At 68.2% G+C, this 13,352-nt stretch carries 13 protein-coding genes; 9 read left to right on the top strand and 4 right to left on the bottom strand.

What is annotated here, in order from left to right:
* The first annotated feature begins 2 nt into the window (after positions 1–2).
* The 4 genes from CLV49_RS15185 to CLV49_RS15200 are packed head-to-tail and all read left to right on the top strand — an operon-like array spanning position 3 to position 3,832.
* Positions 3–1,280, top strand: a complete 1,278-nt coding sequence (locus tag CLV49_RS15185; RefSeq protein WP_106564290.1) for a MurT ligase domain-containing protein — start codon at positions 3–5, stop codon at positions 1,278–1,280.
* Positions 1,277–2,026, top strand: a complete 750-nt coding sequence (locus CLV49_RS15190; protein WP_106564291.1) for a type 1 glutamine amidotransferase — start codon at positions 1,277–1,279, stop codon at positions 2,024–2,026. The genes CLV49_RS15185 and CLV49_RS15190 overlap by 4 nt, the downstream gene beginning before the upstream one ends.
* A gap of 10 nt (positions 2,027–2,036) precedes the next feature.
* Entirely contained in the window at positions 2,037–2,774 is a 738-nt protein-coding gene (locus CLV49_RS15195; protein ID WP_106564292.1) for an alanine racemase C-terminal domain-containing protein, read from the top strand.
* Positions 2,771–3,832: an alanine racemase gene (locus CLV49_RS15200; protein WP_106564293.1), complete on the top strand. Its 1,062-nt coding sequence runs from the start codon at positions 2,771–2,773 to the stop codon at positions 3,830–3,832. The genes CLV49_RS15195 and CLV49_RS15200 overlap by 4 nt, the downstream gene beginning before the upstream one ends.
* A gap of 88 nt (positions 3,833–3,920) precedes the next feature.
* Here the strand turns inward: CLV49_RS15200 and CLV49_RS15205 are convergent, their stop codons facing one another.
* Entirely contained in the window at positions 3,921–4,151 is a 231-nt protein-coding gene (locus CLV49_RS15205; RefSeq protein WP_106564294.1) for a DUF7455 domain-containing protein, read from the bottom strand.
* Between the two features lie 172 nt (positions 4,152–4,323).
* Here CLV49_RS15205 and CLV49_RS15210 point away from each other — a divergent pair, with 172 nt between their 5' ends.
* Entirely contained in the window at positions 4,324–6,420 is a 2,097-nt protein-coding gene (locus CLV49_RS15210; RefSeq protein WP_106565151.1) for a DNA gyrase/topoisomerase IV subunit B, read from the top strand.
* A 37-nt stretch (positions 6,421–6,457) separates the two neighbouring features.
* Here CLV49_RS15210 and CLV49_RS15215 read toward each other — a convergent pair whose 3' ends face one another.
* On the bottom strand, positions 6,458–8,932 hold the full coding sequence (locus tag CLV49_RS15215) for a DNA gyrase/topoisomerase IV subunit A (protein WP_106564295.1): 2,475 nt from the start codon (positions 8,930–8,932) through the stop codon (positions 6,458–6,460).
* Positions 8,933–8,997: 65 nt separating this feature from the next.
* On the opposite strand from CLV49_RS15215, the gene CLV49_RS15220 reads away from it, so the two are divergent.
* Entirely contained in the window at positions 8,998–10,128 is a 1,131-nt protein-coding gene (locus CLV49_RS15220) for an alkaline phosphatase family protein (RefSeq protein WP_243696538.1), read from the top strand.
* A gap of 4 nt (positions 10,129–10,132) precedes the next feature.
* Here the strand turns inward: CLV49_RS15220 and sepH are convergent, their stop codons facing one another.
* Positions 10,133–11,179, bottom strand: coding sequence for a septation protein SepH (sepH, locus tag CLV49_RS15225; protein WP_106564296.1), 1,047 nt, complete (start codon positions 11,177–11,179; stop codon positions 10,133–10,135).
* A 195-nt stretch (positions 11,180–11,374) separates the two neighbouring features.
* Between sepH and CLV49_RS15230 the strand changes: the two genes are divergently transcribed.
* On the top strand, positions 11,375–11,668 hold the full coding sequence (locus tag CLV49_RS15230; protein WP_106564297.1) for a DUF4193 domain-containing protein: 294 nt from the start codon (positions 11,375–11,377) through the stop codon (positions 11,666–11,668).
* A 2-nt stretch (positions 11,669–11,670) separates the two neighbouring features.
* Here CLV49_RS15230 and CLV49_RS15235 read toward each other — a convergent pair whose 3' ends face one another.
* Positions 11,671–12,075, bottom strand: coding sequence for a DUF3093 domain-containing protein (locus CLV49_RS15235; RefSeq protein WP_243696537.1), 405 nt, complete (start codon positions 12,073–12,075; stop codon positions 11,671–11,673).
* An 82-nt stretch (positions 12,076–12,157) separates the two neighbouring features.
* Between CLV49_RS15235 and dut the strand changes: the two genes are divergently transcribed.
* Together dut and CLV49_RS15245 are read left to right on the top strand one after the other, a co-directional pair.
* A complete protein-coding gene (gene dut, locus CLV49_RS15240; RefSeq protein WP_106564299.1) occupies positions 12,158–12,613 on the top strand; it encodes a dUTP diphosphatase in 456 nt (151 codons plus the stop codon).
* Positions 12,610–13,332: a DUF3710 domain-containing protein gene (locus CLV49_RS15245; protein WP_106564300.1), complete on the top strand. Its 723-nt coding sequence runs from the start codon at positions 12,610–12,612 to the stop codon at positions 13,330–13,332. Before dut ends, CLV49_RS15245 begins: the two co-directional genes overlap by 4 nt.
* The last annotated feature ends 20 nt before the right edge of the window (positions 13,333–13,352 follow it).

Raw genomic sequence — 13,352 nt, forward strand, 5'->3', positions numbered from 1 at the left:
CGATGGGTCTCCGCTATACCGTCCCGATCCTCATCGGCCGGCTGGCCCGGGCCGTCACGCGCGCGCGCGGTGGCGGCTCGGCCTATCCCGGCCACCTCGTCAACCGGCTCGCGCCGAGCTACCTCCCGAGCCTGCCGGATCAGCTTCCCGGCGGCGTCGTCTTCGTCCTCGGGTCGAACGGGAAGTCGACGACCACCCACATGGTGTCGGAGGTGCTCAGAGCCCACGGGCTCCGCGTGTTCACCAACCCGACGGGGGCGAACCTCCCGCAAGGCGTGACGAGCGCCCTGCTGAGCGAGGTCAGCCTCACGGGCCGGCTCTCCGCCGACGTCGCCGTCCTCGAGATCGACGAGGCGTACGCCGTCAAGCTCGCGCAGACACTGCGGCCGTCGATCGTTCTGATGCTCAACGTCCAGGTCGATCAGCTCTTCCGGTTCTATGAGACCGAGCGTGTGGCCGACATGATGATCGACACCGGGGTGCTCGCGTCGACGAACGTCGTGACGAACCGTGAAGACCCCTACCTCAGCAAGGTCGGCCGCAAGATCGCCGGGGACCGCCCCGCCGTCAGCTACTTCGGCGCGAGCGCCGACGTCGTGGCGCGTTCCGCTCATGGCCTCGTCAACGCCGAGGACTTCCGCGATCCTGACGCCGTCGGGCACGTCGAGGCGGCGTCCGAGGTCGTCGGCTGGTCTGGCACCTCTGCATCGATCTCGATCGGCGGGGAGACGCTCGACGTCGCGCTGCCGGCACGCGGGCTCCACTACGCGGTCGACGCTGCGGCGGCGCTCCAGACCGCTCGCCTCGTGCTCGAGTCCCAGTTCTCGGCCGATCGTGCCGTCGAGGCCTTCCGCGTCATGCGGCCGGCGTACGGCCGCGGCGAGCTCCTTCAGTTCGGAAGCGAGCAGGTCGAGATCACGATGTTCAAGAACGGCGCGAGCCTGCAACTGAACCTCGACGCCTTCGATTCACCGCCAGAGCAGGTCCTCCTGGCGATCGATGAGGGTACCCCCGACATCTCCTGGATCTACGACGTCGACTTCTCGGCCCTCGATCACGTGGATGTCATCTCCGGTGCGAAGGGCTGGCAGATCGCCCTCCGCCTCGAGCATGCAGGGATCCCCGTCCACCACATCGAGCCGGACCTCAAGAAGGGCATCGAGATCATGCGCCGACTTCCGGCCCCGACGACGGGCCGAAAGGCCTGGATCGTCAACTACGAGCAGATGATGTACGCCCGCAAGCTCGTGGGCCAGGGCGACATGGAGATCGCACGATGAGCGTCGACGGCGAAAACCTGGTCATCGCCCAGCTGTACCCCGACGAGCTCGGGGTGACGGGCGACAGCGGCAACGTGCTGGCGATATCGACGCGTCTCGAACGGGCGGGCGCGACCGTGACGGTCGTGCACCACCGGATCGGTGACGCGCTCGTATCCCGGCCCGACATCGTCGTGATCGGCAACGGGCCGCTGTCGGCCGTCCGCTCCGTGATCGACGACCTGCGGCGGATCGCACCAGACCTGACGGAGTGGGTCGCTTCGGGCCTGCCTCTTCTCGCGGTGGGTGCCGGGATGGAAGCTCTCGGCGAGAGCATCGTCACCCCGGACGGGGAGACGATCGACGGGATCGGTGTCTTCCCCCTGTCGACCGATCGCGCCGGAGCCCGCCACGCCGGGTACCTGGTCGTCGATTCGTCCGTCGGTCGTATCGTCGGCTTCGAGGACCACCGCACGGTCACCACTCGACGCGACGGTGCGGCTCCGTTCGGTCGTGTCACGTCCGGCGTCACCGGCACCGCGGGCTTCGAGGACGGCGTCCGCGTGTCCAACGCGATCGGCACGCGCGTCCAGGGGCCGGTGCTCCCGCTGAACCCCGTGCTGACCGATTTCCTCATCGCGCGCGCCCTCGAGCGCCGTGGTCTCGACTGGTCGGCTGGCCCGTCGCACGCCGAACTGGACCGGCTCGCCGAGGAGGCGCGCGGCGTCATCCTCGCCAACATCGATCACGTCTTCAGCACCATCTAGCGGTCAGGACATGCGTCCCCTGCGGCAGTTGCGCGTCGTCGTCTCGGCGCTCGAGGAGAACATCGCACGAGAGGCCCACCGTGCTGACGTCCTCGTCGACGTGACGGCCGACGCCTTCGGTCTCGGCGTCGACCGGGTCGCGGCCGCTGCTCGCGCCGCTGGAGTGCCGAGGCTGTTCGTGGCCACCATGGACGGTGCTCTGGCAACACGTCGACTCGTACCCGATCTCGAGATCGTGGTCGGTCGGGCGACTGCCGACCGCGGAGCCGAGCTCGACGAAGCGCGCATCTCGGTCGACCCTGCCGGCGGAAGGAGGATCGTGCGCGACGAGGTCTACGGCTTCGATGGACGCTCGCGCGTCACAGCCTCCCTCCGCACCGAGGTGCTCTCGACGAAGCACATCAGGGCTGGCGACGGCGTCTCGTACGGGTACACCTACCGGGCGAGCCGGGACGAGTGCACGGCCCTCGTCGCGCTCGGCTATGGCGACGGTGTCCACCGCCATGCGGGGAACGTCTCCACCGTGAGCATCGACGGCTCGGTCGCTCCCATCGTCGGACGCGTCGCGATGAATGTCTTCGTCGTCTCTCTCGGCGACCGCCTCGTCCGTCCCGGTGCGCCTGTGGTGCTGTTCGGTGACCCGGACGACGGGGATCCGGCCCTCGCGGACTGGTCACGCGCGCTGGGCGTGCAACCGGCGGCCGTCGTCGCCGGGATAGGGAACCGCGTGGAACGGGTGGAGTCGTGAACGCCGATGTGTGGGCAGAGATAGACCTCGACGCGTATCGTGCCAATCTTCGGCGGGTCCGTGAGGCGGTCGCCCCCGCCTCGGCGATGGCGGTCGTCAAGAACGATGCGTACGGTCACGGCCTGAGACGGATCGTGGACGCAGCTGTGGAGGAAGGCGTCCGGTTCATCGGTGTGCTCGACCCGGCCGTCGGCGTCGAGCTGCGCCGGTCAGGACTGCCGGACGATGTGCGGCTCTTCGCCTGGCTGTTCGGGCCCGAAGAGGACTATGCCGACGCTGTCGAGTGCGACGTGGAACTCGGAGTATCGAGTGAGCGTCAGCTGGAGCGCATCATCGAGACCTCCAATGGCAGGCCTGCGCGGATCCACGCCAAGATCGACACGGGACTCGGCCGTGCCGGGGCACGGCCCGAGGAATGGGAATCCCTGGTCGCCGCGATCGAACGCGATGCCGATGCCGGTGTCGTCGAGTTCGCCGGCGTCTGGACGCACATCGCGGAGGCGTCCGACGCGGAGGACACGCGGTCGATCATCGCGTTCGAACGGGCCGTACGTGCGGTCTCGGAGGGACGTCGGGCTGGTCTCCTCAGACACCTCGCGGCGAGTGCCGCGTCGTTCGCGCGCGCCGACAGTCGCTTCGATGTCGTCCGCGTGGGCGCCTTCGGTTACGGGATCGCTCCGGGGGACGGGATCACCCCGTCGTCCCTCGGCCTCGTCCCGGTGCTCTCCCTGCGCGCACGGATCGTCGCGATCGACGCATCCGGCCGCGGCGTCCTCTCGATCGGATCCGTCGACGGTCTGCCGGGTGAGGGGGTCGCGCTCAGCGTCGGTATCGACGGTCGTCGTGCGTCGATCGCCGTCGGTCTCGTCGAGTCCACGGTGACGGCCGACGGGGTGGCGGTCGGAGACGTCGTCACGCTCTTCGGACGCGAGGGTCGCAACGAGCCGACCCTTCAGGAATGGGCCGATGCCACCGGCACGATCGGTGAGGAGATCGCGGTCCGGCTCTCTCCGCGCATCCCCAGGGTGACCGTGGACACCGTGGTCTCACACCCCTGACCTCGCGCGATCCGAGAACACAAGAATGGCCGCCACGAAATCGTGGCGGCCATTCTTGGTGCGTCTGGGTTGTTCGTGCGACTGCGGATCAGGCGCGCTGGTCCTCGAGGAGACGGGCCGTCTCGTCGTGGAAGCTCTGAGCGACGCTCGCGAGCTTCTCCTGGTACTTGCGGCCGTGGTGGGCGCAGAAGAAGAGCTCTCCCGAGTTCATCTCGACGCGGATGTATGCCTGAGCGCCACAGCTGTCGCAGCGGTCGGCGGCCGTGAGCTGGGGAGCGCTCGACTCGAGCTGCTCGCTCTGGCTAGTGGTGTATTCCATGGGGCTCCTCCTGTTCGACCTACTACGTTCAGCGTGGTCTTCCAATACAACCACGCGCCCATCCTCTTTCTGCCGGATTGACACGTATTTCGCTGTACGCGTACGTGCCGATCGGAGCGAGGCGTGCGGCCGTGTCTATCGGGTGTTCGGAGCCGCGGGCGAACTAGTGTGGGTGTCCGTGACAGACTACTCGGCTCGCCATCTCTCCGTCCTCGAAGGCCTCGAGGCCGTGAGGAAGCGACCGGGCATGTACATCGGGACGACGGATTCCCGCGGGCTCATGCACTGCCTGTGGGAGATCATCGACAACTCCGTCGACGAGGCCCTCGCGGGCAACGGCTCCCAGATCGGCATCGTGCTCCATCCGGACGACAGCGTCGAGGTGCGGGACACCGGTCGAGGCATCCCCGTCGACATCGAGCCGAAGACCGGGCTCTCGGGAGTCGAAGTGGTCTTCACGAAGCTTCACGCCGGCGGCAAGTTCGGGAGTGGATCGTATGCCGCATCCGGCGGCCTGCACGGGGTCGGTGCGTCGGTGGTCAATGCGCTGTCCGAACGCCTCGACGTCGAGGTGGACCGGAACGGCAAGACGTGGGCCATGTCGTTCCACCGAGGGGAGCCGGGAATCTTCGACGACTCCGCCGGTCGCACGCCCGATGCTCCCTTCACGCCGTTCGAGAAGGGCAGCGTGCTGAGGTCGGTGGGCAAGGTCGCGAAGGGGGTCACGGGTACGCGGGTCCGGTACTGGGCTGACCGGCAGATCTTCACCCCGGGCGCCACGTTCAACGTGGACGACCTGCACGCTCGCGCGCGCCAGACCGCCTTCCTCGTGCCGGGACTCGGCATCCGGATCGACGACGAGCGCGCCACCGAGGCGACCGGCGAGGGAGCGTCCGTCTCCGAGTTCCGCTACGACGGCGGCATCTCCGAGTACGTCGACTTCCTCTCCAACGACGCTCCCGTCACCGACACCTGGCGACTCACGGGCGACGGCACGTTCTCCGAGACGGTCCCGGTACTGCAGGACTCGGGGGCGATGGTGCCGACCGAGATCGAGCGCACCTGCAGCGTCGATGTGGCTCTCCGCTGGGGATCCGGCTACGACACGGCTGTGCGCAGCTACGTGAACATCATCTCGACGCCGAAGGGCGGAACGCACCAGTCCGGCTTCGAGCAGGGGCTGATCAAGGTCGTCCGCTCCCAGGTCGAACAGAACGCGCGTCGCCTCAAGGTCGGCAACGACAAGCTCGAGAAGGACGACGTCATGGCGGGCCTCACGGCGGTCGTCACGGTGCGCGTCCCCGAGCCGCAATTCGAGGGACAGACGAAAGAGGTGCTCGGTACGCCTGCTGTGCGAGCGATCGTCGCGAGCGTCGTGGGGGAGCGGCTCAAGGAACGCTTCGCCTCCACCAAGCGCGAGGACAAGGCGCAGACCGCTCTCGTCCTCGACAAGGTCGTCGCCGAGATGAAGACTCGCATCTCGGCTCGCGCCCACAAGGAGACGCAGCGTCGCAAGAATGCGCTCGAGAGCTCGACGCTCCCGGCGAAGCTCGTCGACTGCCGCTCGAGCGACGTCGCCTCGACCGAGCTGTTCATCGTCGAGGGCGACTCGGCTCTAGGAACGGCCAAGCTGGCCCGCAACAGCGAGTTCCAGGCGCTGCTCCCGATCCGCGGCAAGATCCTCAACGTTCAAAAGGCCTCCGTGAGCGACATGCTCTCGAACACCGAGTGCGCCTCCATCCTGCAGGTCATCGGTGCCGGGTCCGGCCGCACGTTCGACCTGGAGGCCGCGCGGTACGGCAAGGTCATCCTGATGAGCGACGCCGACGTCGACGGCGCCCACATCCGCACCCTCCTCCTCACGCTCTTCTTCCGCTACATGCGTCCCCTCATCGAGGCCGGACGTGTCTTCGCCGCCGTCCCGCCCCTCCACCGGGTCGTCGTCGTCAATCCGGGTTCCAAGCCGAACGACATCATCTACACGTACTCCGAGCAGGAACTCCAGGGAGTGCTGACCGGCCTGAAGCGCAGCAACAAGCGCTACCAGGAGCCGATCCAGCGGTACAAGGGTCTCGGCGAGATGGATGCGGAGCAGCTGGCGTCGACCACGATGGAGCGCGCGCACCGCACGCTCCGTCGCGTGCGCATCGAGGACGCCGAGATGGCCGGGAACGTGTTCGAACTGCTCATGGGCAACGACGTGGCGCCACGCAAGGAGTTCATCATCGACAGCTCCGATCGGCTGTCGAGGGACCGCATCGACGTCTGATGGCCCGCTCGCCGGGCCACCGGTCCGTCGGACGGGCTCAGCCGATCGCGCGACCGATCGTCCCGATCGGTGCGTCGAGCGGGGAGCCGGACGCGTCGCGCTTGGCTCCGCCCTCCGGCAGTGTGCGGAGGGCGCCGTCGGGACCGAGCGCCCGGGCGGGGGTGGGACCGACCCACGCGACGGCGATCTGATCCTCTCCCTTGAGGAAGCGCTGAGTTCGCACCCCGCCGGTGGCACGGCCCTTCGCCGGGAACTCGGACAGATCCGACACCTTGGCGCTTCCGGCGTCCGTTCCGGCGAGCGTCGTCGAGTCGGCCGCGACCGTGGCCACCACGGTCTCATCGTCTGGACGGATCACCCCGAAGAACACCACCCGGGCGCCGGATGCGAGCTTGACGCCGGCCATCCCTCCAGCCGACCGTCCCTGCGGTCGAACGCTGGATGCCGAGAATCGGAGGAGCTGCGCGTCGCTCGTCACGAAGACGACCTCGTCGCCGTCCTCCGATGCGGCAGCGCCGACGACCGAGTCGCCGGGCTTCAAGGCGATCACCTCGACGTCGGGGCGTGACGGCCATTCGCCGGGCGCGACGCGCTTGACGACACCGGAGGCGGTGCCGAGCGCGAGGGGGCGTGGATCGTCGAGGGCGACAAGGGCGAGAACGCGCTCCGAGCGATCGGAGAGAGCCAGGTAGTCCGAGACCTTCACTCCCGCTCCCAGCTGAACGCTCTGCGGGGGGACGACGGGGAGATCGACCGGACTGAACCGCACCATCCGGCCGGCGGTCGTGATCGCACCGATCTCGGAGCGGCTCGTGGTGTCGATGGCCGACCGCACGGCGTCGTGCTTCGATCGTCTCGACGGTGGAACGATGGCGTCGACTCCGTCGGGCAGGTCGACCCGGACGATGCGGCCGGAGGTCGACAGGAGCACGCGGCACGCGACGTCCGCGACCTCGAGGACCGGCGCGTTCTTGGAGCGGGACGACGTCGCGATGCTCGGGCGAGCTGTCGTGAGCAGGGTACGACGCGGTGTTCCGAACCTCTCGGCGATCTCGGCGAGCTCGTCCGACACGAGCGTGCGGATGGCGGCCTCGGAGGCGAGGAGCGCTTCGAGCTGGGCGATCTCCGCGCGCAGTGCGTCGCGCTCGGCCTCGAGCTCGATGCGCGAGAACCGGGTGAGGCGACGCAACCGGAGCTCGAGGATGTATTCGGATTGGACCTGGGAGAGGTCGAAGACCTCGATGAGCCTCGTGCGCGCCTGCTCGGAATCATCGCTCGTCCGGATGACCTGGATGACCTCGTCGATGTCGAGGATCGCGATGAGCAGTCCCTCCACGAGGTGGAGCCGTTCGCGCCGACGATCGAGGCGATAGCGCGTGCGTCGCGTGACCACCGAGATGCGGTGATCGACGTAGACCTGGAGCAGCTCGCGGAGCCCGAGCGTGCGCGGCCCGCCGTCGACGAGTGCGACGTTGTTGATGCTGAACGAGTCCTCGAGCGGTGTGTAGCGGTAGAGCTGCTCGAGAACGGCTTCGGGGCTGAAGCCGGTCTTGATGCCGATGACGAGCCGAAGCCCCTTCTGACGGTCGGTCAGGTCGGTGACGTCCGAGATGCCACTCAGCTTCTTCGAGCCGACGCCGTCCTTGATCTTCTCGATGACCTTCTCAGGGCCGACGAGGTATGGGAGCTCCGTCACGACGAGGCCGGCTTTGCGTGCCGTGATGTTCTCGACGCTCACTCGGGCGCGCGTCTTGAACGCGCCACGACCGGTGGCGTAAGCGTCCTTGATGCCTTCGAGCCCGACGATCGTGCCGCCCGATGGGAGATCGGGAGCGGGAACGAACTCCATGAGGTCGTCGAGGCTCGCATCGGGGTGCGCGAGCAGATGCCGCGCCGCGCCGATGACCTCGATGAGATTGTGAGGGGCCATGTTGGTCGCCATGCCAACCGCGATCCCGCTCGCCCCGTTCACCAGGAGGTTCGGGAAGGACGCCGGGAGGACGTCCGGCTGGAGGAACTGGTTGTCGTAGTTCGGCACGAAGTCGACGACGTCTTCATCGAGTCCGTCGGTGAGGGCGAGGGCCGCCGCGTCGAGACGAGCCTCCGTGTAGCGGGGGGCCGCGGGCCCGTCGTCGAGCGAGCCGAAGTTGCCGTGGCCGTCGATGAGGGGGACGCGGAGAGTCCATGGCTGAGCCAGGCGCACGAGGGCGTCGTAGATGGCTGTATCGCCGTGTGGGTGCAGCTTGCCCATGACCTCGCCGACGACGCGGGCCGACTTGACGTGTCCGCGGTCGGGACGAAGCCCCATCTCCGTCATCTGGAAGAGGATGCGGCGCTGAACGGGCTTGAGGCCGTCGCGTGCGTCGGGCAGGGCACGGGAGTAGATGACGGAGTAGGCGTACTCGAGGAAGGACCCCTGCATCTCGGTCGAGACGTCGACGTCCTCGATGCGCTCGGCGATCTCCTCGTCGTTCGAGTTCGACGAGCCGGTGTTCGTGTTTCTGGGCGTCATTCCTTGATTCCGAGCGGAGGCGGATGGAGGGCGAGGGCCGGACAGCGTATGGAAGACTGGGCCCGATGCCGACCATGCTACCGATCGTGAAACCGGCGGCCGTGAGCCTGGCCGACGTTCTGCCGGATTCGATCGCCGCGCTGTCGGGCCGGCGCGGCCGACTGGGACTCCCGCGGGTGCGGTCCGCCGTCGTGGTGGTCGTCGACGGGCTCGGGGCGCTCGCCCTCGGCGCTCGGGCAGGGCACGCCAGGCGGCTGGTCGTGAACCAGGCGCGGACGATCGACAGTGTGGTGCCGAGTACGACGGCTGCGGCTCTCACGACCATCCTCACGGGAGTCTGGCCGGGCACCCACGGCCTGGTCGGCTACACCGCGCTGGATCGGGCGAACGACCGCGTCGTCAAGCAGCTCTCCGGGTGGGACGCACGGATGGTTCCTGAGACGTGGCAGCGGAGCACGACGGTCTTCGAGCGGACGGAGCCCGCGTCGGCGTCGATCGTCGCCGTCGGCCCGCGAAGCTTCGCCGGGTCCGGCCTCACGCGGGCCATCCTGCGTGGGGCGCCCTATCGGGGCGAGGACGACCTCGCGGCCCGGTTCCGCGTCGCCGCCGAACGCTCGGCCATCGAGCGGACCCTCACCTACGTGTACGTCCCGGAACTCGACAAGACAGGACATGCGGACGGGGTCGAGAGTCCACGGTGGACGGCCGTCCTCGAAGCGATCGACTCGGCGCTCGGGACGCTCGAGGGGTCGGTGGCACGCGGCACCGGGATCGCTGTCACCGCTGACCATGGGATGCTCGACATCCCGCACGACGCCCACATCCTCCTCTCGGCGCACACCGACGTGATGCACGGCATCCGGCACGTCGCGGGCGAACCCCGCTTCCTGCATCTCGGACTCGAACCCGGGGAGGACCCGGAAGCGGTCGCGGCGTCATGGACGGACCGATTCGGGGATTCCTCGTGGGTCGCCACCCGAGAGGTCGCTGTCGCCGCCGGTTGGTTCGGGGGAGAGGTGGCGTCCGAGGTACTGGACAGGATCGGAGACGTGCTCGTCGCTCCGCGCAAACGCGTGGCCTTCTACGACGACCGATTCGGGGAGGATCTCGGCCGGCGCATGGTCGGGCAGCACGGTTCGCTGACGCCCGAGGAACGATCCGTCCCTCTCATCCGGCTGGCTGCCTGGAAGGCGTGAGCGCTCAGTCGTCGTCGGTGCGCGCGCCGAACACGATCTCGTCCCACGACGGCATCGACGCACGACCCTTCCGAGGCGCCGGGGCCTTCGTGAGCGGCGGTTCGGAGGACGGCTTCTCCTTCTCTCCCTCGAGGGGGATGTCGAAGAGCTGAGTCGATTCCGGGGTCGATTCCTGGGCAGGGGAGACGGAAGGGGTCTGCGTCCCCCGGTAGTCCGCCGGCTCCCGCTCGCCGCGCCGCTTGCGCAGCGCCTCGAGGAGGTCGGCCGTCTGTGTGGAGGCCGAGCCCGCGTCATCGTCACCGCGGTTGACCGCGGCCGCAGCCGCCGCCTTCGATGAGGTCTGATTGCGGCCGAAGGCGAGGGGCTCGAGGACGGCGACGAGGTCGTCGTCTCCCGATGACCGTTCGATCGTGAAGGCGCCGCTGTCGAAGCGGGAGTCGTCGTGCGTGTGGCCGTCGGGCTCGACGGCCCGGAGGCGGGGGATGAGCCCGTTCGGCATCTCGCCCTGTCGCGAGAGGGTGAGCGCCTCGGAGTTCTGGGGTGAGAGGGTCTGACGTTTCGGCTCGAACGTCCAACGCGCGTCGTGGTCGACCTCGCCGGAGGTGAAGGACACCTTGACGATCCAGCCGTCCTCGGCGTCCTTCCAGCTCGTCCACCGCTCACCGGTCGCCGACAGGGAGTCGAGTCGCGCACGGATGGCCGCGCCGAAGGTGGCCTCTTCGCCGTCGGCAGCCTCGACGGGGGCGATGACGGGGACACTCAGCGCCTGCCCGACGATGTGCTCGCGCTCGGCGAGCACGGGGCGCTCGAAGCGCCGCACGTAATCGATGGTGGCACCAGTGAGATCCGCGACCTCTTCGGCGGACAATCCCGAGCGGATGTGCGCCTGGATGTCCTTCGGGCTGATACGCGGACCGGTGTTCTGCTCGAGGCGCGGAGGACGCACATAGGAGTGCAGCACTTCGTCGATGACGATGCGGTACCGCTCGCCGTTCTCCGTCGCGGCGACGAGAGCGCCGTCCTCTACTCCGACGACCTTCAAATCCTGCATGTGCCTGCCTTCCAGGATGGATCCGGATGCCCCATACTCACACGGGAGGTCGGCCGTTTCGGGGAATACCGAGGGCGTGCCGGAAGTTGATCAGGAAGCGTCGTCCGGAGACCGTGCACCGGTTTGCTATTCGCAGACCTTTCATGCAAACTGACGCCGCGATTTCAGTGGACTACACAGCAGAGATGGACGGGTATGGCAACCGATTACGACGCCCCTCGCAAGACCGAGGACGACTCCGAGTCGATCGAGGCACTCAAGGAGCGCGTCCCTGACAAGATGTCCGGTGCCGTCGACGTGGAGGATGCGGACAACCCCACGGGCTTCGACCTGCCGGGTGCCGACCTCTCGGACCTCGACCTCGACGTCGTGGTGCTCCCGCCTCAGGCGGACGAGTTCACGTGCGTGAGCTGCTTCCTCGTGAAGCACCGCTCGCAGTTCGATCACGAGTCGAAGCTCGGACCGTTGTGCGCGGAGTGCGCGGCCTGACCTCAGGCGCGTGAGGCGACAGCCCCGATCAGCTCGGAGACGAGCCGGTCGGGGTTTCTTGTCGAGATGAGCCAGTACGGCGTCGGATCCTTCGGATCGGCGATGTCGACCCTGACCACACCCGGTACGCCTCCTCGCAGGAGCAGCCAGGCGCGCGCGTCGAGTTCGGGGCCCCGTTGCGACGTGGCGTCGGCTCCCGTGAATGCTGTGGCCCCGCCGACGAAGTCGAGCTCGATGCGCGCTCGGCCGGCGCGGAGCTCGGTGTCCGTCACCTCGACGGGGACGCCAGCGATCGCGTACAGGCCGACGCAGCCCGCGTACAGGAACACCCCGACGACGAATCCCAGGACCCACGACAACGGGGCGAAGGTGAGAGCGCTCGCGGGGATCACGAGGAGAGTCGCCACGAGGATCCATCGTGCCGGCCACAGTCTTTCCCGATACCGCACAGCACCCACTTCGCTCATCGTTCTGCACTACCCTCGACACGTGACCGAAAGCGTTGACGTTCTCATTATCGCTCCCGAACTCCCGAGCTACGCCCACCCCGGTGACGCCGGCGCCGATCTGCGCGCCGCCGAGGCCGTCCGTCTCGATCCGGGCCAGCGCGCCCTCGTCGGCACGGGCGTCGCCATCGCGCTCCCGGACGGTTTCGCCGCGTTCGTCGTGCCGCGCAGTGGTCTCGCGACGAAGCACGGCATCACCATCGTGAACTCTCCCGGTACGGTGGATGCCGGCTATCGGGGCGAGATCAAGGTCACGCTTCTCAACACGGATGCCCGTGAGGCGTACGACGTGGCGGTCGGCGATCGCATCGCTCAGCTGATCGTGATGCCTGTGTCACGGGCTCGCTTCGTCCCGGTGGAGACTCTCCCCGGCAGCGCGCGGGGCGAAGGCGGTTTCGGTTCGAGCGGCTATGGCACGGAGACGGGAGCAGGACGATGAAGCGCACGAAGAAGGACAAGAGCGTCGCGACGACGGAGGAGAAGTCCGTCGACACGACCGACGTCGAGACCGTCCCGCCGACCGATGACGTCGTCGACGCGATCGAGGCGCCAGACGGCGAGCCCGACGCGGATCTGGACGCGAAATCGGCACCCGTCGACCGCGCCGAGAACGGACCGTTCGACGAGTCGGAGGCGAACGCGGTCCGCCCGTACATCGACCTCGGCGGCGTGAAGATCCTCCCGCGAGAGGGACTCAACCTCCGGCTCGAAGTCGAGGAGAGCTCGAAGCGGATCGTCGCGGTCGGGCTCGACTACGCAGGATCGTCCCTGCAGGTCCAGCCGTTCGCCGCACCCCGATCGACCGGACTCTGGCACGAGACGCGTTCTCAGATCGTCGAGCAGATCACACGACAGGGTGGGACGGTCGAAGACGTCGACGGTCCCTTCGGTCCGGAGATCCGGGCCCAGGTGCCGGTCGCCGCAGCCGACGGGTCCGGGGCGTCCACGCGTGTCGCGCGTTTCGTCGGCATCGACGGCCCCCGGTGGTTCCTGCGCGGCGTGATCGCGGGGGAGGGCACGTCGTCCGCCGAGGCCGCCGAGAAGATCGAAGACCTCTTCCGCAGCGTCGTCGTGGTCCGCGGGACGCAGCCCATGCCCCCGCGCGACCTCATCCCGCTCAAGATGCCGGCGTCCGCGGACGCCGCCCCCGCCGAGTAGTGGCGGGCGACGAGGGCGCG

This window comes from Labedella gwakjiensis (assembly GCF_003014675.1).
In the GTDB taxonomy this organism is placed as follows: domain Bacteria; phylum Actinomycetota; class Actinomycetes; order Actinomycetales; family Microbacteriaceae; genus Labedella; species Labedella gwakjiensis.

Coding starts and splice junctions, on each gene's coding strand:
- sepH (WP_106564296.1), bottom strand. CDS start 11,179: ATGCAGGATTTGAAGGTCGTCGGAGTAGAGGACGGCGCTCTCGTCGCC.
- CLV49_RS15195 (WP_106564292.1), top strand. CDS start 2,037: ATGCGTCCCCTGCGGCAGTTGCGCGTCGTCGTCTCGGCGCTCGAGGAG.
- CLV49_RS15215 (WP_106564295.1), bottom strand. CDS start 8,932: ATGACGCCCAGAAACACGAACACCGGCTCGTCGAACTCGAACGACGAG.
- CLV49_RS15185 (WP_106564290.1), top strand. CDS start 3: ATGGGTCTCCGCTATACCGTCCCGATCCTCATCGGCCGGCTGGCCCGG.
- CLV49_RS15205 (WP_106564294.1), bottom strand. CDS start 4,151: ATGGAATACACCACTAGCCAGAGCGAGCAGCTCGAGTCGAGCGCTCCC.
- CLV49_RS15245 (WP_106564300.1), top strand. CDS start 12,610: ATGAAGCGCACGAAGAAGGACAAGAGCGTCGCGACGACGGAGGAGAAG.
- CLV49_RS15230 (WP_106564297.1), top strand. CDS start 11,375: ATGGCAACCGATTACGACGCCCCTCGCAAGACCGAGGACGACTCCGAG.
- CLV49_RS15190 (WP_106564291.1), top strand. CDS start 1,277: ATGAGCGTCGACGGCGAAAACCTGGTCATCGCCCAGCTGTACCCCGAC.
- CLV49_RS15220 (WP_243696538.1), top strand. CDS start 8,998: ATGCCGACCATGCTACCGATCGTGAAACCGGCGGCCGTGAGCCTGGCC.